The 19,292-nt window shown below is 64.1% G+C and carries 21 protein-coding genes; 13 read left to right on the top strand and 8 right to left on the bottom strand.

The window, feature by feature from the left end; genetic code table 11:
- The first annotated feature begins 20 nt into the window (after positions 1–20).
- From JNE37_RS05465 to JNE37_RS05450, 4 genes are all read left to right on the top strand, one after another.
- Positions 21–953 (top strand): LysR family transcriptional regulator, encoded by a 933-nt coding sequence (locus JNE37_RS05465; protein ID WP_203065578.1) that lies wholly within the window; start codon positions 21–23, stop codon positions 951–953.
- A 28-nt stretch (positions 954–981) separates the two neighbouring features.
- Entirely contained in the window at positions 982–1,824 is an 843-nt protein-coding gene (locus JNE37_RS05460; RefSeq protein ID WP_203065577.1) for a DUF6228 family protein, read from the top strand.
- Between the two features lie 224 nt (positions 1,825–2,048).
- Positions 2,049–2,990, top strand: a complete 942-nt coding sequence (locus JNE37_RS05455) for an aldo/keto reductase (RefSeq protein WP_203065576.1) — start codon at positions 2,049–2,051, stop codon at positions 2,988–2,990.
- Between the two features lies 1 nt (position 2,991).
- Positions 2,992–3,531 (top strand): hypothetical protein, encoded by a 540-nt coding sequence (locus tag JNE37_RS05450; protein WP_203065575.1) that lies wholly within the window; start codon positions 2,992–2,994, stop codon positions 3,529–3,531.
- Here the strand turns inward: JNE37_RS05450 and JNE37_RS05445 are convergent.
- The 4 genes from JNE37_RS05445 to JNE37_RS05430 all read right to left on the bottom strand — a co-directional run bounded on the left by JNE37_RS05445 (position 3,516) and on the right by JNE37_RS05430 (position 6,785).
- Complete coding sequence (locus JNE37_RS05445; RefSeq protein WP_203065574.1) at positions 3,516–4,253, bottom strand: SDR family NAD(P)-dependent oxidoreductase; 738 nt, start codon at positions 4,251–4,253, stop codon at positions 3,516–3,518. The genes JNE37_RS05450 and JNE37_RS05445 overlap by 16 nt on opposite strands.
- A gap of 38 nt (positions 4,254–4,291) precedes the next feature.
- Positions 4,292–4,789, bottom strand: coding sequence for a 2,4'-dihydroxyacetophenone dioxygenase family protein (locus tag JNE37_RS05440; RefSeq protein WP_246513530.1), 498 nt, complete (start codon positions 4,787–4,789; stop codon positions 4,292–4,294).
- A gap of 56 nt (positions 4,790–4,845) precedes the next feature.
- The gene (locus JNE37_RS05435; protein ID WP_203065573.1) at positions 4,846–5,784 is read right to left on the bottom strand and encodes a Gfo/Idh/MocA family protein; all 939 of its coding nucleotides are present in this window, start codon (positions 5,782–5,784) and stop codon (positions 4,846–4,848) included.
- A 197-nt stretch (positions 5,785–5,981) separates the two neighbouring features.
- Positions 5,982–6,785 carry an AraC family transcriptional regulator gene (locus tag JNE37_RS05430; RefSeq protein WP_203065572.1) on the bottom strand — a complete coding sequence of 268 codons (804 nt, stop codon included), beginning with the start codon at positions 6,783–6,785 and terminating at the stop codon, positions 5,982–5,984.
- A gap of 176 nt (positions 6,786–6,961) precedes the next feature.
- On the opposite strand from JNE37_RS05430, the gene JNE37_RS05425 reads away from it, so the two are divergent.
- On the top strand, positions 6,962–8,110 hold the full coding sequence (locus tag JNE37_RS05425; protein WP_182400435.1) for an MFS transporter: 1,149 nt from the start codon (positions 6,962–6,964) through the stop codon (positions 8,108–8,110).
- An 18-nt stretch (positions 8,111–8,128) separates the two neighbouring features.
- Here JNE37_RS05425 and JNE37_RS05420 read toward each other — a convergent pair whose 3' ends face one another.
- Positions 8,129–8,488, bottom strand: coding sequence for a VOC family protein (locus tag JNE37_RS05420; RefSeq protein ID WP_203065571.1), 360 nt, complete (start codon positions 8,486–8,488; stop codon positions 8,129–8,131).
- A gap of 11 nt (positions 8,489–8,499) precedes the next feature.
- Positions 8,500–9,756, bottom strand: coding sequence for a glycerate kinase type-2 family protein (locus JNE37_RS05415; RefSeq protein ID WP_203065570.1), 1,257 nt, complete (start codon positions 9,754–9,756; stop codon positions 8,500–8,502).
- A 137-nt stretch (positions 9,757–9,893) separates the two neighbouring features.
- On the opposite strand from JNE37_RS05415, the gene JNE37_RS05410 reads away from it, so the two are divergent.
- Genes JNE37_RS05410 through JNE37_RS05400 form a run of 3 tightly spaced genes read left to right on the top strand, consistent with a single transcriptional unit; the run spans position 9,894 to position 10,994 of the window.
- Positions 9,894–10,592, top strand: a complete 699-nt coding sequence (locus JNE37_RS05410; RefSeq protein ID WP_203065569.1) for a DUF1045 domain-containing protein — start codon at positions 9,894–9,896, stop codon at positions 10,590–10,592.
- A gap of 53 nt (positions 10,593–10,645) precedes the next feature.
- Entirely contained in the window at positions 10,646–10,792 is a 147-nt protein-coding gene (locus tag JNE37_RS05405) for a hypothetical protein (RefSeq protein WP_035032945.1), read from the top strand.
- The gene (locus JNE37_RS05400; RefSeq protein WP_035032942.1) at positions 10,785–10,994 is read left to right on the top strand and encodes a hypothetical protein; all 210 of its coding nucleotides are present in this window, start codon (positions 10,785–10,787) and stop codon (positions 10,992–10,994) included. The genes JNE37_RS05405 and JNE37_RS05400 overlap by 8 nt, the downstream gene beginning before the upstream one ends.
- 6 nt (positions 10,995–11,000) lie before the next feature.
- Here the strand turns inward: JNE37_RS05400 and JNE37_RS05395 are convergent, their stop codons facing one another.
- Positions 11,001–11,393: a VOC family protein gene (locus JNE37_RS05395; RefSeq protein ID WP_203065568.1), complete on the bottom strand. Its 393-nt coding sequence runs from the start codon at positions 11,391–11,393 to the stop codon at positions 11,001–11,003.
- A 192-nt stretch (positions 11,394–11,585) separates the two neighbouring features.
- Here JNE37_RS05395 and JNE37_RS05390 point away from each other — a divergent pair, with 192 nt between their 5' ends.
- The 5 genes from JNE37_RS05390 to JNE37_RS05370 all read left to right on the top strand — a co-directional run bounded on the left by JNE37_RS05390 (position 11,586) and on the right by JNE37_RS05370 (position 16,917).
- On the top strand, positions 11,586–13,181 hold the full coding sequence (locus tag JNE37_RS05390; protein WP_035032936.1) for an ABC transporter substrate-binding protein: 1,596 nt from the start codon (positions 11,586–11,588) through the stop codon (positions 13,179–13,181).
- 125 nt (positions 13,182–13,306) lie between these two features.
- Positions 13,307–14,314: an ABC transporter permease subunit gene (locus JNE37_RS05385; protein ID WP_035032933.1), complete on the top strand. Its 1,008-nt coding sequence runs from the start codon at positions 13,307–13,309 to the stop codon at positions 14,312–14,314.
- A gap of 1 nt (position 14,315) precedes the next feature.
- Positions 14,316–15,245, top strand: a complete 930-nt coding sequence (locus JNE37_RS05380) for an ABC transporter permease subunit (RefSeq protein WP_035032931.1) — start codon at positions 14,316–14,318, stop codon at positions 15,243–15,245.
- 5 nt (positions 15,246–15,250) lie between these two features.
- On the top strand, positions 15,251–16,087 hold the full coding sequence (locus JNE37_RS05375; protein WP_052015248.1) for an ABC transporter ATP-binding protein: 837 nt from the start codon (positions 15,251–15,253) through the stop codon (positions 16,085–16,087).
- Positions 16,087–16,917, top strand: a complete 831-nt coding sequence (locus JNE37_RS05370) for an ABC transporter ATP-binding protein (RefSeq protein ID WP_203065567.1) — start codon at positions 16,087–16,089, stop codon at positions 16,915–16,917. The genes JNE37_RS05375 and JNE37_RS05370 overlap by 1 nt, the downstream gene beginning before the upstream one ends.
- 154 nt (positions 16,918–17,071) lie before the next feature.
- Here the strand turns inward: JNE37_RS05370 and JNE37_RS05365 are convergent, their stop codons facing one another.
- A complete protein-coding gene (locus JNE37_RS05365) occupies positions 17,072–19,243 on the bottom strand; it encodes a heavy metal translocating P-type ATPase (protein ID WP_035090683.1) in 2,172 nt (723 codons plus the stop codon).
- Positions 19,244–19,292 lie beyond the last annotated feature (49 nt).

The raw sequence follows: 19,292 nt of genomic DNA, 5'->3' as shown, positions 1-19,292 counted from the left end.
GGCATAAGAGAGGCTTATCCATGGACCTCGACCAGCTCAGGACTTTCGATCGCATCGCGCGCGACCTCAGTTTCACCAGGGCCGCGGCTGCGCTCAACGTGACGCAGGCGACGGTCTCGATGCGCATGCGCGCGCTCGAGGATCTTCTGGGCGTCACGCTCTTCAATCGCGGGCGGCAGGTGACGCTGACCGACCAGGGCATGACGTTTCTGCCCTATGCGCGCCGCATCCTCGGCACGGCGCAGGAGGGGCGCGAGGCCTTGCGGCGCGTCGAGCGCGGGCGGGTGACGATCGGCTCGTTGCGCACACTGGTCGCCCCGCTGATTACCGACCCGCTGCTGCGCTTCCAGCGCAACTATCCAGGCATCGACGTGGTGGTGACCGAGGGTAGGCATACGCAGATCATCGCCATGCTGCACGAGCGGGAGGTGGAACTGGGTATCGTCTGCTGGCCCAATATCGACCCGCTCTGCCTCGACCTCGAGCCGCTGGTGGTGATGCGCGAGCGCGCGCCGCTGGTGGTTTCGGCCGAGGTCGCGCGAAAACTCGGGCCCACGCCGAACATCGATGAGGTGCTGGCCATCGTCCCGCAGGTGATTTCGCTGTTCTGGTGGCAGGTCGAGCCCGACCAGGCCTCGGCCCTCTGCCGCCGGGCGCGCTCGAGCGTCGAGCTGCCGGTCGAGCCGGCGCTGCGGCTGGTCGAGCGCGGCGAGGGCGTCGGGTACTTTCTGGAATCCTCGGTGCGTGACGGGATTGCTGCGGGCAAGCTAGTGGAAATTGCGCCGCCCGAATTCGGGGAACTTTATCGCGACACGGCGCTGGTGGTGCGCTCGAAATCGGTGCTTGAGCGGCCGATGCTGCGAGATTTTGCGCAGGAATTGGCGCGAGATTTCAGATGCTTGGGACGGGTGATCGAGGATAGGTTGGCGGAGGAAGTCGAGCGGGCGGCGTAAGGCTCGCCGGCAGGAATTTGGAGGGGCTATGGAAGTCACGTTGGGCACCGAGGGTGGCAAGCTGCGGTTTGAACAGGTGGAGACAAACAGCGAGTTCACCCGCTTGCTCGTGCGCCTTGACGATGGCGGCTTCAGCGGCTCCACCGATATCTGTGAGGGAGGGGGAATGCGGCCCACGCTGGCCCCGTTCTTCGAAGAACTGGCTCGCAACTGGCTAGGGTGGCCTGGTGTTTTGGAGTGGGAGGATATCGACCACCATCTGAAGCTACGGGCAAAACACGACGGCACGGGACGCGTACTTATGACCGTGTCATTGCGGCCCAATTTCCGTGAGTTCGACCGCGAGTTGCGCGGCGGTATCGTTCTGGATGCAGGGCAGCTCGACGCAATCGCTGCCGCACTCCGCAAGCTCTTGCCGCAGGGGCAGGAGCTGCTCATTGGCGCCGGGACGGCCAAGCTCATATTCGCTTCGCCGACCCTGGAGGATGACACGACCGTTGTCGGCGTGACTTACCTCAATGGCACTGCTTCAGGGGCAACCAGCATCTGGGATGAACTCTACTGTATTCCTCCCGGCGGCCGGCCTCACGAATTTTTCAGGGCGCTGGCAGACGATTGGCGTGGCTGGGAGGGCGAGCGAGTTTGGAGAGATGCGTCAGGGAATTCCGTCTGGCACGCCAGTAATGACGGTATCAGCCGCGTCACCCTGGCGGTTGAGTTCCTTTTGCGCGGCGACTCGCCGGTTGAGCTGAAACTCTCGGGAGGCCTCTACGTCGAGCTGGGCCAGCTGTCGCATATTGCCGATCGACTGGAAAAGCTCTTCGACCGGCCGGATTGGGTCAATCTCGGTCCTAACGCCAAGAGAAGCTAAACTCCCCTACCCGTTTCGCAATGCCACGGGGCGTTTTCGTGGGAAAGCCCGAGAACGGCGATCCAGATAAAGCGCGGGGGGTAAGCTCCAGCAGCTATTCTATCCTCCATCGTATTTTCGCGATGGATTTCCCTCGCCCCGGCTTGGCAACCTGCACCCGGCCAGCTTAGCCTGCCCCTCTCTCCAAAGGCTCCCCTCAACCTCACGACTATTCGGAGACTATTATGACCAAGCGCCGCCTCGGCCGCTCTGAGCTGTTCATTGACCCTCTGGTGCTGGGCACCAATGTGTTCGGGTGGACGGCGGACGAGAAGACTTCGTTCGACATTCTGGATGCCTTCGTGGGTGAGGGATTTACCGCCATCGACACCGCCGATGCCTATTCGCGCTGGGTGCCGGGCAATGACAGTGAATCGGAAAAGATCATCGGGCGCTGGCTCAAGGCGCGGGGCAACCGCGACAAGGTCCTGATCTTCACCAAGGTCGGCTCGGACATGGGCCAGGGCAAGCGTGATCTGTCGGCCAAGTGGATCGCAGAGGCGGTCGAGGGTTCGCTCAAGCGCCTGCAGACGGACTATATCGACCTCTACCAGAGCCATTGGCCCGACCCGACCGTGACCCAGGAAGAGACGCTCACGGCCTATGACAAGCTGATCAAGGCGGGCAAGGTCCGCTATATCGGCGCCTCCAACTACGACACGGCCCTGCTCGGCGAAGCCCTCAGGCTTGCCGACGAACTGGGACTGCCGCGCTACGAGACGCTGCAGAACGAATACAACCTCGTCACCCGCGACAAATACGAGGGCGACGTGCAGGACCTGCTGATCAAGAACGGTCTCTCCGCCATCACCTATTACGGACTCGCGGCCGGGTTCCTCTCCGGCAAATACCGCAAGCCGGAAGACCTGGTCGGGGCGCGGTCGGGTTCGGTGCAGCGCTATTTCAACGACAAGGGCCTGAAAGTGCTGGCGGCGATGGACGATGTGTCCAGGCGCACCGGCGCGGCGTTGCCGGAGATCGCGCTGGCCTGGGTGGCGGCACAGCCGGGCGTGGCGGCGCCGCTGGCTTCTGCCACGTCCACCGCGCAGCTCCAGAGCCTCGTGCGAGGCGCGCGGCTGACGCTGGCGGCTGAGGACGTGAAGCTCCTCAACGACGCAGGCAAGTAAGATGCCGAGCCAGCTTCTCGCCTGGGTGGTGCTGGTGCTGATGAGTGCCGCTGCCGCTTCTGGCGAGGAGCCGGGCTGGCACTTTTCGCCGCTGGCCGGCGAAGGCGACCGCGCGGCCCTGGGCTGCACGGTCGACAGCACGAACGTAAGCTTTACCTGCCTGGCGGTCCGTTGCGCCGACGACTTTTCGGTGGCGCTTCATCTCCACACCAGTCGTGCGGGCGGCCCGGCCGGGCGCTGGGAATTGACCTTCGATCGGCAGAATTTTCCGGCGATCGCGGTGCCCGATACTTCGCCCTATGGGTCGCGGCTCGAGGGCGATGTGGCCGGGATCATCGAAGCGATCGAGCAGGGCGAAACCGGCTATATCGAGCCGGTCGACGGCTCGCGGGGCAACAGTTCGCGGCTGCCGCTTTCTGGCTCGCTGCAGGCAATCAGGCAGGCCCTCTATTTCTGCGCGCCACGAACGGAGGCGGGGCAGAAAACCCCGGCCGACATCGTGCCGCCCGTGCCGCGCCGGCGTCCTCAGACAGACAGATAGCCCCCGTCCACGGGCAGGATGGCGCCGGTGATGAAGCCGGCGAGCGGCGAGCAGAGGAAGAGCGCGGCGCCGGTAAGGTCGTCGGGCCGTCCCCAGCGACCCATCGGCGTGCGGCCGAGGATGGCGCTGTTGCGGATCTCGTCCTCGCGCAGGGCGTTGGTGAGCGGGGTCTCGATCCAGCCTGGAGCGATGGCGTTGACGCGGATGTTTTCGGGCGCATAGGCGATGGCCAGCGACCGGGTGAGCTGGGAAATGCCGCCCTTGGAGGCCGAATAGCCCGGCACGAGACCGCCTCCGAAAAAAGAGAGCACGGAAGCCGTATTGAGAATGGCGCCGCCCTGTCGGGCCAGCAGCGGCCGGCAGGCAGCGCAGAGCCGCATGGTGCCGGTGAGGTTGACGTCGACGACTTCGGCGAAGACGTCCGGATCATGCTCGTCGCCGCGCCGGATGATGCCGGCGCAATTGACGAGGACGTCGAGGTTTTCGATTCCGTTGACGAATTCGTCGATGGCGAGGTCTTCGCGGACGTCGAGTTCGGCGAAATCGATGAAGGGCCTTTCGACCCGGGCCGCTTCGAGTTCGGCCTTGCCGACACCGGTCGCGAAGACCTTTGCGCCGGCCTCGGCGAAGGCACCGGCTATGGCCAGACCAATGCCGGAGGTGCCGCCGGAAACGAGAACGGCCTTGCCGTCGAAATAGTCCAATGCCCAGGTGCCGGTCATGGTGTCCTCGTCAGGGTTTGAGTTCGGGGCTGCCACAATCACCGCACGAACTGATCCACATAATCCGCGCCCAGACCCGCTCTCACATAGTGGCGCCGGCACATGTCGATCTTGGTGAAGACGTCTTCCAGCCCGACCTGACGGTTGTCTTCATCAAGATAAATCATGCAGCCGGAAATGTTGAAGAAGGTGATCATTTCCTCGCAGTCCTCGGGGACGGTGAGGGTGTGGATTTCGCCGGGCGGCTCGAAGACGTAGGAGCCGGTTTCGGCCACCCAATCGTGTTCGAGATAGTGCCAGCGGCCCTTGATGACGTAGCCGTGGACGGGCGAGGGATGGAGGTGGCGTGAAAGGATGCCGGCGCGGCGGACGCGCAGGAGATTGCACCACTGGCCCTGGCGGGTGTTGAGCATGAGGGGGCGAAACCAGACGCCCTCGGCCTGCGGCACCCAGACGCGTTCGTCATCGGGCACGGCCATCACCGCGATCTCGGGGACCGCCAGCGGGTGGGTCGAGCCCTTCATGTTGTCGTACATGGACAATTCCTCCCCGGAACCTGCCGGGGAGGTTAAGCCGGAGAGCCGGTCTCAGTCTACCAGTGGAACTCGTCCACGTTATAGCGCGAGGCAAGGAGGAATGCGTCGGCGGTGAGGCGCAGGGGGGCGTCCTCGACTTCGCTCTTGCCCTTTTTGAGGAGCTCGGCGAAGTGCTCGTAGATCCGCTCGTATTCTTCGGACGGCTGCTCGACCTTGGTCTTGCCGTTGACCTTGAGGATTGTGCCGCCCTTTTCGAGCTTGAGCTCGTTGCCCTCGAGCGTCTGGATGGTGATGGTCCAGATCTCGCCCGACTCCTCGAGCCAGTTAAAGCCTGCGCTCATTTCGGGCTGGTGCGGCTCGGCGGACTTGAAGACGATTTCGGCGTCGACCGGGCTCTGCCGGTTGGCCGGGAATTTCAGCACGGCGCTTTTGACGAAGACCGGGAACGGCATGATCTTGGTGAAGATCGAGAGCGCGTTGATGCCTGGATCGCAGACGCCGAAGCCGCCGGCTTCCCACACCCAATCCTGGCCCGGATGCCACTTGCGCACGCTTTCGCGCCAGTCGATGCGGACGGACGCCACGCCCTGCTTCTTGAGGATCGACTTGGCCTTGTCGACGGCGGCGTTGTAGCGCGAATGCCAGGTCTGGAAGAGCACGAGGTTCTTCTTCCTGGCGTAGGCCCTGAGGTCGTCGAGTTCGGAAATGGTCGGGGTCGGCGGCTTTTCCATCAGCACGTCCTTGCCGTAGTCCAGCGCCTCGCGAACGATGGCGTGGCGGACCGAGGGCGGGGTGCAGACGGCGACGAGGTTGACCTCGGGCATAGCGCGGTAGAGCTCGGCGGCAGTCTTGAAGACCGGGACATCGCCATGACCGATGCCGCGCGTGGACACGCAGGCGGCAAGCTCGAAGTCCTTGCTCTTGTCGATGACCGGCAGGTGCTGATCCTGCGAGATCTTGCCGATGCCGATAACCGCGATCTTCCGTTTTGCCAAAGCATCCTCCCGTGGAAAGGCGGGGGTATGAAACAGGCTGTGTGTAACGATGCAAGGGGAATGTTGGATCGGGTGTGGTGCGTGTGGCTCACCCCCTCCCTGGCCCTCCTCACAAGGGGGAGGTGGGGTTTGCTGCTCTATTTCGCCAAAGACACCCACCCTCCCCCTTGTAGGGAGGGTTAGGGAGGGGCAGGGACTCAGTTCCCCTCGAAATACCCCCGCGGCGGAGCGCCGAGCATGCGTTTGAACATCGTCGTGAAGGCCGCCACGCTCTCATAGCCGAGATCGAGCGCCACGCTGGTCACCGCCTCTCCATCCGCCAGCCGGGGCAGGGCGGTGAAGAGGCAGGCCTGCTGGCGCCAGGTGGAAAGGCTCAGCCCCGTTTCGCGCCGGAAGGCGCGGGTGAAGGTGCGGCGGCTCATGGCAAGCTCGTCGGCCCAGTCGTCGATGACGAGATGGGGCGACGGCTTGTCAATGAAGCGGCGGCAAAGCGCGGCGAGGCGGGGCTCGGAAGGAAAGGGCAGGCCGAGTGGCGCTTCCGGCAGCCGGGGGATGCCGTCGAGAAGCAGGGCGGTAACGAGGCGGGCGCGGTGATCGGGCTCGCTGTCGAAGGGCAAGGCGACGGCTTCGACGATCAGTGCCCGAGTGAGATCGTCGAGCGCCACGACACGGATTTCGCCGGGCAGGTCGGGAACGGCGCCGGGCTGCACATAAATGGAGAGCATATTGACGCCTGCCAGCATCTCGACCGAGTGCTGGATATCGGGCGGTATCCAGAGGGCGTGCTCGGGCGGTACCATCCAGCGGCCGACGACTGAGGTGACCATGACCACGCCCGTGCGCGCATAAAGCAATTGCGCCCGGGTATGATGGTGCGGCTTGACATGGTAGCCGGCCGGGTAGTGGGCGGGTATGGCCACGATCAGCCCCGAGGACGCCTCGATGGCGGCGAGCCGGTTGGCGTGCAGTCGCTCGAGATCGATCTCCTGTTTGATACGCATTGGCCCACTCGCGAAAGTAATGGACCAGAGCACGAAAGCAGGGCGCATGCAATCGGACTAAGGAAGGCGCTCGTTTCAAGGAGTATTCAATCGTGGCCGACACTACAGCGCCCGCACAGCAGCAGGCCGTTCCGCCCGCGCAGAGCCAGGCCGGCGAAACGGCGTTCGCCGTCATCATGGCTGTCAGCCTCGGGCACCTCCTCAACGACACCATGCAGTCGCTTATTCCGGCGCTCTATCCGATGCTCAAGGATGGCTACGGGCTCGATTTCACGCAGATCGGCATCCTGGGCTTCGTGTTCCAGGTCACTGCCTCGCTGCTGCAGCCGGTGGTCGGCATCTATACAGACAAGCGCCCGTTGCCCTATTCGCTGGCGGTCGGCATGGGCTTCACGCTCATCGGCCTCCTCTTCCTCGCCTTCGCCCACTCCTATTGGGTGCTGCTGGTCGGCGCTAGCTTCGTGGGCCTCGGCTCCTCGGTCTTCCACCCGGAGGCCTCGCGCGTCGCGCGGTTGGCTTCGGGCGGGCGGCACGGGCTGGCGCAATCGCTCTTCCAGGTGGGCGGCAATATCGGCTCGGCCATCGGGCCGTTGCTCGCCGCCTTCATCGTGTTGCCGCGCGGACAGGTGAGCGTTTCCTGGTTCTCGGTCATCGCGCTTGTCGGCATGGTCGTGCTCTACGGCGTCGGCCGCTGGTACGCAGCGCACCGGGCGGCCAATGCCGGACGAAAGGCCCTGGCCCCGGCTCTGGTGCTGCCCAAGGCGGTGGTGATCCGCACCATCGGCATCCTCGTGCTGCTGACGCTCTCCAAGCACCTCTACATGACCAGCATTTCGAGCTTTTACACCTTCTACGTCATCGACCGGTTCGGCGTGTCGGTCCAGGACGCGCAGATACTGCTCTTCGTGTTCCTGGGCGCCGTCGCTATCGGCACGGTGGCCGGCGGGCCGGTGATGGACCGGTTCGGAACGCGCTTCACCATCTGGTTCTCGATCCTGGGCGCGCTGCCCTTCACGCTGGTGCTGCCCTTCGTCGATTTCACCTGGACGGTGATCCTTACCTTCATCATCGGCGTGATCCTGGCCTCGGCTTTCTCGGCCATCGTGGTCTTCGCGCAGGAACTGGTGCCGGGCCGGGTGGGGCTGGTGGCGGGCCTCTTCTTCGGCCTCGCCTTCGGTATCGGCGGCGTGGGCGCGGCGGTGCTTGGCATCGTGGCCGACCGCACGAGCATCGAATTCGTCTTCAGGCTCTGCGCCTACCTGCCGCTGCTCGGCCTGCTGACGGTGTTCCTGCCGCCGATCGGCAAGGGACGGGCGGCGCGCTAACGAGCAATCGGGGGGCGGCTATTCGGGGCCGCCCTCTCCGGGCTCCCACAATTCGATGTGGTTGCCTTCTGGATCGACAATCCGCGCGAAGCGGCCGACCTCCGGGCTCGCGTCCCATTCGGCGCGCGTTTCAACGGCAATGCCCTTGGCGCGCAGGTCCGCAAGCAGGGCATCGAGGTTATCGACTCGGAAATTGATCATCCATTGCCTATCGGCTGGAAAATAGTCAGATCGGGCCTCGAAGGGCGCGAAGACCGTAAGCCCTCGCTGCTGCTGCCAGAGATTGGTGACGCCCAGATGCGTCTCGTACCAGTCGGCCAGCGCCTTGGGATCGCCGGCGCGGAAGAAGATGCCTCCAATTCCCGTCACACCGACCATTTGGCTCTCCTTCAGCGCACGATGATGGCTCTAAAGTCGTTGACATTGGTGCCGGTCGGCCCGCTGACGAGCAGGTCGCCGATCGCGGCGAAGGCGGAATAGGCGTCGTTATTGGCCAGGGCTGCCAGCGGGTCGATGCCCGCCGCGCGCATGCGGTTGGCGCTGGTGCCGTCCACGAAAGCGCCGGCATTGCTTTCCGATCCATCGATGCCGTCGGTATCGGCAGCAAGCGCGGCCACGCCTTCAAGCCCGTCGATGGCGATACCGAAGGCTAGCAGAAACTCGCTATTGCGCCCACCCCGGCCGTCGCCCGAAAGGGTGACCGTAGTCTCCCCGCCCGAGAGTAAGGCGACCGGCGCGGTGAAAGGCCGGTTGCGCGTTTTGACCTCGCGGGCAAGGGCGGCATGAACCTGCCCGACATCGCGCGCCTCGCCTTCCATGGCATCGGAAAGAATGGCCGGGTTGATGACAGCCTGTCGCGCGCGGCGCGCCGCCGCTTCCAGCGACAGCGAGGCCGAAGCGATAACGCGGACGCTGTTGCGCGCAAGGCGCGGATCGTCGGGCCGCGGCGCCAGGTTCTGCTCCGAGGCGAGAAGCGCTTGCGCCGCTGGGGGAAGTTGGATGCGGTAGACGTTGATGAGCTTGCGCACCATGGCGCGCGTCGTCGCCAGCGGCACGGTGGGGCCGGAGGCGACCAGAGCAGGATCGTCGCCGGGTACGTCCGACACCACCAGCGTCACGACCCGTGCGGGATAGGCCATGGCGGCGAGGCGCCCGCCCTTGATGAGCGAGAGTTCGTTGCGGATGGCGTTCATCACCCCGATCGGCGCGCCCGAGGCGAGGAGCACCTGGTTGACCACCTGCTCGTCCTCGAAGGTCAGGCCCGGCGCCGGGGCGGGCAGCAGGGCTGAGCCGCCGCCCGAAATCAGCGCCACGACGAGATCGTCGGCCGATAACCCGGCGAGCTTCTCCATGAGGCGGCGTGCAGCAAGGAACCCGGCATTGTCGGGAACCGGATGGGCCGCCTCCACGATCTCGATGCGCTCGCAGGGTACGCCATAGCCATAGCGAGTGACGACCAGCCCATCGATGGGGCCGTCCCATGCCTCATCGAAAGCCTTGGCCATCTGGGCGGAGGCCTTGCCGGCGCCGATGACGATGGTGCGGCCTTTGGGCTTAGGAGGGAGATGGGCCTTGACGGCGGGTCCCGGTTGCGCGGCGGCAACCGCCGCCTTGAATAGATCCTCTAGGAGGGCACGGTCCATCATGTCTTGGGCCAGGTAGCCTTTGGGCCAGGGTTGGAAAATTGCCCCACCATGTCGGGACTTTGCGCTCATTGTCCAGTTGTCAAATCGGTGACATCAAAGTCTTCTAGCGCAGGCGCGCAACTCGCTGGATTGGACCCATGACCGAACGCTACGCCATCTACTATGCCCCCGCCTCCAATGATCCGCTCTGGAGGCTCGGATGCGAGTGGCTGGGCCGCGATCCGGCGGCCGGCGTTATCGATCACCGTCCGCCCGGCATCGAAGCCGCCGAACTCGATTCGCTCACCGTTTCGGCGCGCCGCTACGGCTTCCATGCGACGATGAAGGCGCCGATGATCCTCGCGCCGGGCACCGATCGGGCCGAGCTCGAGCAGGCGCTCGCCGATTTCACGCGCAACCACACCGCGTTCGACGTGGGCCAGCCGGTGCTGCGGCTCATCGATGGGTTCCTGGCCCTGGTCCTGGATCCGCAGCCGCACCGCCTCACCGATTTCGCCGGTACCTGCGTCACCGTCTTCGAGCGTTTTCGCGCGCCTATGGCCGCCGATGATCGCGCATCGCGCGTCTCCAAGGGGCTGTCCGAGCGCCAGGTCGCGCTGCTCGACCAGTACGGCTACCCCTACGTGCTCGAACAATTCCGCTTCCACATGACGCTCTCCGATCGTCTGCCCGAAGCCTGGAAGGCGCCCCTGACCGACCTCGCAACCGACTGGTTCGCTCCGATCCTGATGAAGCCGCTGCAGATCGACCGGCTGGCGCTGTTCCACCAGCCTGAAGCCGGCGCGGCTTTTACCCGTCTCGCCGACTTTCCACTTCCTTCCGCGCACGAGCTCTGAAACCAGAAGCAAGTTCAGGCGTTTGTCCCCAACAGTCAGAATCGGGGCCTTTAATGAGCAGAACTACCCTTTACGCATTGATCGCGGTGCTTGTGGCGGTCGTGGTCGCCCTGGGCGCCTATGTCTACCAGCAGCAGAACCGGCCGGGCGTCGAGATCCGGCTCGATGACAAGGGAGTGTCGGTACAAGGCAATGGCTGAGCCCGTTGGACTTGAGGCGGTCGAGATCGCCCTCACCGCCGAACTGAACCGCCAGGCTGCTTTGCGCGGCGAACCGCTGATCGTCGGGCTCATCGATGTGAGCGAACTGGCGCGAGCGGTGGTAAAGGCGCTGGGGCTGGAAGTGGCGCCGGCCGACGAGGGGATTGCGCCCGAAGAGCTCGATGCGAGCAATGACGGGTAGCGGCCGCTACCCCTTCGGCTCCAGCAGATCCCACCTGTTCCCGTAGAGATCCTCGAACACCGCCACGCTGCCATAGACTTCGTGGCGTGGCGCCTCGAGGAACTTGACGCCGGCTGCGGTGAACGCGGCATGGTCGCGGGCGAAATCGTCGGTGTGAAGGAAGAAGCCGACGCGGCCGCCGGCCTGGCGACCGATCGCCGCCAGTTGCGCCTCGCCCTTGCCCTCGGCCAGCAGCAGATTCGCGCCGCTCCCGCCGCGTGGTGAAACGACCACCCAGCGCTTGCCGCCACCCATGTCGGTATCGGCCGCGAGGGCAAAACCGAGCTTGCCGACGTAAAAGTCGATGGCCTCGTCATAGTCCCTGACGAGCAGGGCGACTGTTGCAATAGTCTGTTTCATGCTCACGCAACCGCTTTACTGGATAGGTCGAGTACACTCTACCGCCGGGGCAGTCATTCACTCGTCGCAAAATTGACCAATTGGAAAAACTCACCCATTGCACCTTGCGGCAAAAAACGCTTTGTTGGCCGCCAAGCCGCGGTGGTTATCGAAAAAAGTCCGCGGCGCAAATATCAGGATTGGGAGATCCTTATGCGTTTGATGAAAACCCTGCTGGCGGCCACTGCACTGGTCGCTGTCACGGCTGGCGTGTCCGAGGCTAAAACCCTCGTGTTCTGCTCGGAAGCTTCGCCGGCTCACTTCGACCCCGGTCCGCTGACCGGCGGTAACGATTTCGACGCCTCTTCGCGTACCATCTACAACCGCCTCGTCGAGTTCGAGCATGGCGGCACCGCCGTCCAGCCGGGCCTCGCCGAAAAGTGGGAAACCTCGGCCGACGGCAAGGAAATCACCTTCCACCTCCGTCCGGGCGTCAAGTTCCACACCACGTCTTACTTCACCCCGACCCGCGATCTGAACGCCGACGACGTGATCTTCTCGTTCGAGCGCCAGATGAAGACGGACAATCCGTGGTATGCCTATCTGCCCGGCATGACCTGGGATTATTTCCAGGGCATGGACATGCCCAAGTACATCAAGGAAATCCAGAAGGTCGACGACCTGACGGTCAAGTTCGTGCTGAACGAACCCAATGCTCCGATGATCGCGAACCTGGGCATGGACTTCGCTTCGATCGTCTCCAAGGAATATGCCGACAAGCTCGCCGCCGAAAACAACATGGCTGCGTTCTCGACCCAGCCGGTCGGCACCGGCCCGTTCCAGTTCGTCGACTACCAGATCGACTCGACCATCCGCTACCAGGCTTTCGCCGACTATTGGGGCGGCAAGCAGCCGATCGACGACCTGATCTTCGCCATCACCACCGATCCGAGCGTGCGCGCTCAGAAGCTCAAGGCCGGTGAATGCGATATCATGGCCTACCCGGCTCCGGCCGATATCGCCGGCCTGCAGGCTGACACGAACCTCGTGGTCGCCGAGCAGGAAGGCCTCAATATCGGTTACATGTCCTACAACGTGACCGAGCCGCCGTTCGACAAGGTCGAGGTCCGCAAGGCTCTCAACCACGCCATCAACAAGAAGGCGATCATCGACGCGGTCTATCAGGGCGCCGGCCAGGTTGCCATCAACCTGATCCCGCCGACCATGTGGTCCTACAACAAGGACGTGAAGGACGACGAGTACGATCCGGAACTGGCCAAGAAGCTCCTGGCCGAAGCCGGCGTCACCGAGCTGACCACGGACCTGTGGGCCATGCCGGTCTCGCGTCCCTACAACCCGAACGCACAGCGCGTCGCCGAAATGATCCAGGCCGACTGGGCCGCTGTCGGCGTCAAGGCCAACATCGTCTCGTACGAATGGACCGAATACCGCGAGCGCGGCAAGCAGAAGGACCGCAAGGGCCCGTTCCAGATCGGCTGGACCGGCGACAATGGCGATCCGGACAACTTCTTTGCCACCCTCTTCTCCTGCTCGGCCATCGGCGTGTCGAACTATTCGAGCTGGTGTGACAAGGACTTCGAAGATCTGATCCAGAAGGCCAAGGTCACTTCCGACGTGGCCGAACGCACCAAGCTTTATGAAGAAGCCCAGGTTCGCTTCAAGGATCAGGCTCCGGCCCTGACCCTCGCCCACTCCAAGGTGTTCATGCCGATGAACAAGCGCGTCCAGAACTTCAAGATGGACCCGCTCGGCATTCACCGCTTCGACGGCGTGGACGTCACCGAGTAAGCCTTTGGATGGCGCCAGAAAACTGGCGCCATCTGGCTTTTTGCGCGACAATCAAGTCCCAAGCCTCATCCCGGCATGGACCGGGGTGAGGCTTCGGGCCATGGAAAGAGGCTCTGGAACAGAGCATGCTGAACTACATTCTTCGCAAACTGGCCTATCTGGTGCCCACCGTCATCGGCATCTCGATATGTGCCTTTGCCTTTGTGCGGCTTCTGCCGGGCGACCCGATCCTGGCCATGGCCGGCGAGCACGGCGTCACGCCGGAACGCTATGAAATCCTCAAGGAACAATTCGGGTATAATGCGCCGATCTGGCAGCAATACCTGCAATATCTGGGCAACGTCCTCACCGGCAATTTCGGGGTTTCGCTCTCGACCAAGCGCCCGGTGTGGAACGAATTCATGGCCCTATTCCCCGCCACGCTCGAACTGGCCTTCTTCGCCATGATGTTCGCCGTGATCGTCGGCATTCCCGCCGGCATCTTCTCGGCCATCAAGCGCGGCTCCTGGTTCGACCAGATCACGATGGGCATTGCGCTCACCGGCTATTCGATGCCGATCTTCTGGTGGGGCCTGCTCCTCATCATCTTCTTTTCGGGCACATTGGGCTGGACCCCGGTTTCCGGGCGTATCGCGCTCAACTTCTTCTTCAAGCCCATTACCGGCTTCATGACGGTCGACAGCCTGCTCTATGGCAACTGGCCCGCCTTCGTCTCGGCGCTCCGGCACCTGATCCTGCCGGCCATCGTGCTCGGCACGATTCCCCTGGCGGTCATCGCCCGGCAGACGCGTTCGGCCATGCTCGAAGTTCTGGGTGAGGATTACATCCGCACCGCCCGCGCCAAGGGCCTGCCGCCGGCGCGCGTCACCAATGTCCACGCCCTGCGCAATGCCCTCATCCCGGTCGTCACCACGATTGGCCTCCAGGTCGGCATGCTCATGGCCGGCGCCATCCTGACGGAAACCATCTTCTCCTGGCCGGGTGTCGGCAAGTGGATGATCGATTCCATCTCCAAGCGCGACTACGTCGTCGTGCAATCGGGATTGCTGCTCATCGCGCTCATCGTGATGGCGGTCAATCTCCTCGTTGACGTGCTCTATGCCGTCATCAATCCGAGAATCAGGGTGCGCTGACATGACCGAAACGGCAACGACTTCGGCCGCCAAGGCGCCGCCGACCAAAACCAACCAACCCAATCCCCGCTGGGCCGGCCTTGCCGAGTTCTGGCACTATTTCTCCATGAACAAGGGCGCGGTCCTTGGCCTGGTGGTGTTCATCCTCCTGGTCCTGGTCGCCATCTTCGCCCCGCTCATCGCCCCCCATTCGCCCGACCAGCAATATCGCGACGCCATCCTGGTGCCGCCGGTCTGGCAGGATGGCGGCAATCCCGCCTTCCTCCTCGGCACCGATCCGGTGGGCCGCGACATCCTTTCTCGCCTCATCCACGGCGCCCGCTATTCGCTTTTCATCGGCTTCTTCGTCGTGACGGGCGCTCTGGTCGTGGGCGTCACGTTGGGCGTCCTCGCCGGCTATTTTCGTGGCTGGGTGGATGTAGTCATCATGCGCGTCATGGACATCATCCTCGCCTTCCCCTCACTGCTGCTGGCCCTCGTGCTGGTGGCGATCCTGGGGCCGGGGCTCTTCAACGCCATGATCGCCATCGCTCTCGTGCTCCAGCCGCACTTTGCGCGTTTGACGCGCGCTGCGGTGATGGCCGAAAGCAACCGCGAATACGTGACGGCGTCCCGCGTGTCGGGCGCCGGCCATTTCCGGCTGATGATGCGGACGATCCTGCCCAATTGCCTGGCCCCGCTGATCGTGCAGGCGACGCTGTCGTTCTCGAACGCCATTCTCGAGGCGGCCGCCCTCGGCTTCCTCGGCATGGGTGCGCAGCCGCCCACGCCCGAATGGGGCACCATGCTGGCTTCCGCCCGCGAATTCATCATGCGCGCGCCCTGGGTCGTCACCTTCCCGGGCCTTGCCATCCTCATCACGGTGCTGGCCATCAACCTGGTCGGCGACGGCCTGCGCGATGCGCTCGACCCGAAACTGAAACGGAGCTGACCCAGATGGCTCTGCTTGAAATCAAGAACCTCTCGGTCGGCTTCGATACCTCCGCCGGCCTCTTCATGGCGGTGCAGGGCATCGACATGTCGGTCGATTCCCGTGAAGTGCTCGCCATTGTCGGCGAATCCGGCTCGGGCAAGTCGGTAGCCATGCTGGCGGTGATGGGGCTTCTCCCCAATACCGCCACCGTCACTGCCGACAGGATGACCTTCGAGGGACGCGACCTCCTAACCATGTCGGGCAGCGACCGGCGCAAGATCATCGGCAAGGACATCGCCATGATCTTCCAAGAGCCGGTCGCCAGCCTCAATCCGTGCTTCACGGTCGGCTTCCAGATCACCGAAACGCTGCGCCAGCACACCAACCTGGGCAAGAAGCAGCGACGCGAACGCGCCATCGAACTGCTGCACCTGGTTGGCATCAACGATGCCGCCGAGCGTCTCGGCGCCTATCCGCACCAGATGTCGGGCGGTCAGTGCCAGCGCGTGATGATCGCCATCGCCATCGCCTGCAATCCCAAGCTCCTCATCGCCGACGAGCCGACTACGGCACTCGACGTGACGATCCAGAAGCAGATCCTCGATCTGCTCATGAAGCTCCAGGAGCGGCATGGTATGGGACTCATCATGATCACCCATGACATGGGCGTGGTGGCCGAAACGGCCGACCGCGTAGTGGTGCAGTACAAGGGCCGCAAGATGGAAGAGGCCGACGTGCTGACGCTCTTCGAGAACCCCAAGAGCGCCTATACCCGCGCGCTGCTCTCGGCCCTGCCCGAAAACGCCACGGGCGACCGCCTGCCCACCGTGTCCGATTTCCATATGGAAGGGAGCGCGTGATGAGCGAGATCGTTCTCGAAACCCGCCACGTCACCCGCAACTACCATGTGTCGGGCGGCCTTTTCCGCAAGGAGAAGATCATCCGCGCCGTCAAGGACGCCAACTTCAAGCTCGAAAAGGGCAAGACGCTGGCGATCGTGGGCGAATCCGGTTCGGGCAAATCCACCCTTGCCCGCATCCTGACGCTGATCGACCCGGCCACTTCGGGCGAATTGCTGATCGAGGGCCAGCCGGTCGACATCAGCAAGGGGCTCTCCAGGGAGATGCGCCGCAAGGTGCAGATCATCTTCCAGAACCCCTATGGCTCGCTCAACCCGCGCCAGAAGATCGGCGACGTCCTCGCCGAGCCGCTGCTGATCAATACCAGCATGCCCGCCGCCGAGCGGCGCGAAAAGGCCATGCAGATGCTGCTCAAGGTCGGCCTCGGCCCCGAGCACTTCAACCGCTATCCGCACATGTTCTCAGGCGGTCAACGCCAGCGCATCGCCATCGCGCGGGCGCTGATGCTCAACCCGAAACTGCTGGTGCTGGACGAGCCGGTTTCCGCGCTCGACCTTTCGGTGCAGGCGCAGATCCTGAATCTGCTTGCTGACTTGCAGGACGAGTTCGGGCTCACCTACGTCTTCATCAGCCATGACCTCTCGGTCGTGCGCTACATCGCCGATGAGGTGATGGTGATGTATCTGGGCGAAGTCGTGGAATACGGCACCCGCGATGCGGTGTTCGACAATCCGCAGCACAGCTACACGAAGACGCTTTTTGCGGCGACGCCGAAGTCGGACGTTGAGAGCATTCGTGCCAGGCTGGCGCGAAAGCGCGCTGCGGCGTAAGCCGGCCGCTATTGCGGAAAGAATGAAAGCCCTCGGAAAACTCCGAGGGCTTTTTTGTTGTGAAGCACTGGATCTGCCGGCGCGTCTCCCTCCCCCATGCGGGGAGGGGACAGGGGTGAGGGTGCAACGCGCTCGCTTCCCATCAGGTGAACGACTATTTCCCCTTCCATCCCAGCAGCCGTAGCGCATTGGCGGTTACCAGAACCGTCGCACCCGTATCCGCCAGGATCGCGATCCACAGCCCGGTGATCCCGAACACGCTCGTCACGAGGAAAATCGCCTTGAGCCCGAGCGCCACGGTGATGTTCTGGCTGATATTGTTCATCGTCGCGCGGGAGAGGCCGATCATGTTGACGACGTCGGTAATCCGGCTGCGCAGCAGGGCGCCATCGGCGGTTTCGAGCGCCACGTCGGTACCCGAACCCATGGCGATGCCGGTCGCGGCAGCGGCGAGCGCCGGGGCGTCGTTGATGCCGTCGCCGACCATCATCACGCCGTCGCCCAGCGACTTGATGGCCGAAACCTTGTCCTCGGGCATGAGTTGGGCGCGGTAGTCCATGCCGAGCGTGTCGGCAATGGCGGCCGCCGTACGCTCGTTGTCGCCCGTCAGCATGACCGAGCCGACATCCATCGCGCTGAGCGCGGCAATGGTCGACTTGGCGTCCTCGCGCGGTTCGTCGCGCAGGGCAATGAGGCCCAACACTATGCCGTCGCGAACGACGGCGGAGACCGTCTTGCCTTCGCCTTCGAGGCGCAGGGCATCAGGCAACGCCGCTTCGTCGCGCCGCGTGCCCACGAAGATGCGTGCGCCCTCAACGGTGGCCTCGACGCCCTTGCCGACGAGCGCGGCTTCGTCACGAGCGGGTGGAACGGTGATGCCTTTGTCCCCGGCATGGTTCAGGATGGCCTGCGCCAGCGGATGGCTGGAGCCGGCCTCGACGGCGGCAGCGAGGCGCAGCACGTCGTCTTCGCTTCCCGAAAGGGCGACGACGTTAGTCACCTTGGGCTCACCACGCGTAAGCGTACCGGTCTTGTCGAAGGCAACCTTGCGTGTCTTGGCAACCGTCTCGATCACGACGCCGCCCTTGAGCAGCAGGCCCTGCCGCGCGCCGGCGGCAAGCGCCGAAGCAATGGAGGCGGGCACTGAGATCACCAGCGCACAAGGGCAGCCGATGAGAAGCAGGGTGAGGCCGCGATAGAGCCATGTCCACCAATCGCCCAGCCCGAGGAGCGGCGGCACGATGGTGACGAGTACCGCGACCCCGACAATGGCGGGCATGTACCAGCGCGAGAACCGGTCGATGAAGCGCTCCGTCGGCGCGCGCGCCTCGTTGGCTTCCTCGACCAGCTTGATGATCCGAGCAATGGTATTGTCGGCGGCTGCCTTGTCGACCCGAATGCGCAGCGCCGCTTCCTTGTTGATTGACCCGGCAAAGACCTCGTCGCCTTCGCCCCGCATGACAGGGACGGATTCTCCGGTCACCGGCGACTGGTCGACGCCCGAAAGCCCCGAGATCACGATGCCGTCGGCCGGAATACGGTCGCCCGGGCGCACCAGTACCGTCTGCCCGATGCGCAGCGCCGAAGCCTGCACTTCCTGCGTCTGGCCGTTTTCTTCAACGAGCGCGGTCTTGGGCACCAGATCGCCGAGCGCCTTGATAGAAGCGCGCGCCTGCGCGGCGGCGGCGCCTTCGAGCACTTCGCCGACCGCGAAGAGGAAGACGACGAGCGCTGCTTCCTCGGCCGCGCCGATGACCAACGCGCCGGTGGCGGCGATGGTCATGAGCATTTCGATGGTGAAGGGCGAGCCGGCCCGCGCTGCCTGGAAGGCGCGCATGGCCACCGGCGCTACGCCCAGGAGCGTCGCGACGACGAATGCCCAATAGGAGACGTCCGGGAAGGCGAGCTTGGCGACCCAGGCGAGGGCGTAGAGAACACCGGTGACAATGACGAGCTGGCCCTTGCGGGTCTGCCACCAGGCCTTGTCCGCAGAGCCCGGCTCCTCGCCGTGGCTGTGGTCATGCGCGCCGTGATCGTGGGCATGGTCGTGTCCGGCATGATCATGGTCGTGCTTCTCGGCCACCGGCGCGGCGCCGGCAAAGGGGCGCGCGGCGTAGCCGAGCTGGGAAATCTGCTTCTCGATGGCCTCGGGAGCTGCCCCACCTTCGGTCAGCTTGAGCGAAAGCTTTTCGGTGGTGTGGGTTATGGCCACGTCCGATACGCCGGGCATGCGCTCGAGCGCCGTGCGGATCTTGGCCGCGCAGCTTGCGCAATCCATTCCTTCGACACGCCAGTTGAGCGTGCGGGTTTCCAGCTTTTCGTCCATGGCGGCCTCCGGCAAGTCCATCTCGTCGAGTCTGGCCTACAACCTCCAG

The sequence above is a fragment of the Paradevosia shaoguanensis genome (assembly GCF_016801025.1).
Classification (GTDB): domain Bacteria; phylum Pseudomonadota; class Alphaproteobacteria; order Rhizobiales; family Devosiaceae; genus Paradevosia; species Paradevosia shaoguanensis.
The sequence above is the reverse complement of the archived record's forward strand: the minus strand, read 5'-3'. Positions and strand labels throughout refer to the sequence as shown.

Coding starts and splice junctions, on each gene's coding strand:
- JNE37_RS05465 (WP_203065578.1), top strand. CDS start 21: ATGGACCTCGACCAGCTCAGGACTTTCGATCGCATCGCGCGCGACCTC.
- JNE37_RS05460 (WP_203065577.1), top strand. CDS start 982: ATGGAAGTCACGTTGGGCACCGAGGGTGGCAAGCTGCGGTTTGAACAG.
- JNE37_RS05455 (WP_203065576.1), top strand. CDS start 2,049: ATGACCAAGCGCCGCCTCGGCCGCTCTGAGCTGTTCATTGACCCTCTG.
- JNE37_RS05450 (WP_203065575.1), top strand. CDS start 2,992: ATGCCGAGCCAGCTTCTCGCCTGGGTGGTGCTGGTGCTGATGAGTGCC.
- JNE37_RS05445 (WP_203065574.1), bottom strand. CDS start 4,253: ATGACCGGCACCTGGGCATTGGACTATTTCGACGGCAAGGCCGTTCTC.
- JNE37_RS05440 (WP_246513530.1), bottom strand. CDS start 4,789: ATGTACGACAACATGAAGGGCTCGACCCACCCGCTGGCGGTCCCCGAG.
- JNE37_RS05430 (WP_203065572.1), bottom strand. CDS start 6,785: ATGCGTATCAAACAGGAGATCGATCTCGAGCGACTGCACGCCAACCGG.
- JNE37_RS05425 (WP_182400435.1), top strand. CDS start 6,962: ATGGCTGTCAGCCTCGGGCACCTCCTCAACGACACCATGCAGTCGCTT.
- JNE37_RS05420 (WP_203065571.1), bottom strand. CDS start 8,488: ATGGTCGGTGTGACGGGAATTGGAGGCATCTTCTTCCGCGCCGGCGAT.
- JNE37_RS05415 (WP_203065570.1), bottom strand. CDS start 9,756: ATGATGGACCGTGCCCTCCTAGAGGATCTATTCAAGGCGGCGGTTGCC.
- JNE37_RS05410 (WP_203065569.1), top strand. CDS start 9,894: ATGACCGAACGCTACGCCATCTACTATGCCCCCGCCTCCAATGATCCG.
- JNE37_RS05405 (WP_035032945.1), top strand. CDS start 10,646: ATGAGCAGAACTACCCTTTACGCATTGATCGCGGTGCTTGTGGCGGTC.
- JNE37_RS05400 (WP_035032942.1), top strand. CDS start 10,785: ATGGCTGAGCCCGTTGGACTTGAGGCGGTCGAGATCGCCCTCACCGCC.
- JNE37_RS05395 (WP_203065568.1), bottom strand. CDS start 11,393: ATGAAACAGACTATTGCAACAGTCGCCCTGCTCGTCAGGGACTATGAC.
- JNE37_RS05390 (WP_035032936.1), top strand. CDS start 11,586: ATGCGTTTGATGAAAACCCTGCTGGCGGCCACTGCACTGGTCGCTGTC.
- JNE37_RS05385 (WP_035032933.1), top strand. CDS start 13,307: ATGCTGAACTACATTCTTCGCAAACTGGCCTATCTGGTGCCCACCGTC.
- JNE37_RS05380 (WP_035032931.1), top strand. CDS start 14,316: ATGACCGAAACGGCAACGACTTCGGCCGCCAAGGCGCCGCCGACCAAA.
- JNE37_RS05375 (WP_052015248.1), top strand. CDS start 15,251: ATGGCTCTGCTTGAAATCAAGAACCTCTCGGTCGGCTTCGATACCTCC.
- JNE37_RS05370 (WP_203065567.1), top strand. CDS start 16,087: ATGAGCGAGATCGTTCTCGAAACCCGCCACGTCACCCGCAACTACCAT.
- JNE37_RS05365 (WP_035090683.1), bottom strand. CDS start 19,243: ATGGACGAAAAGCTGGAAACCCGCACGCTCAACTGGCGTGTCGAAGGA.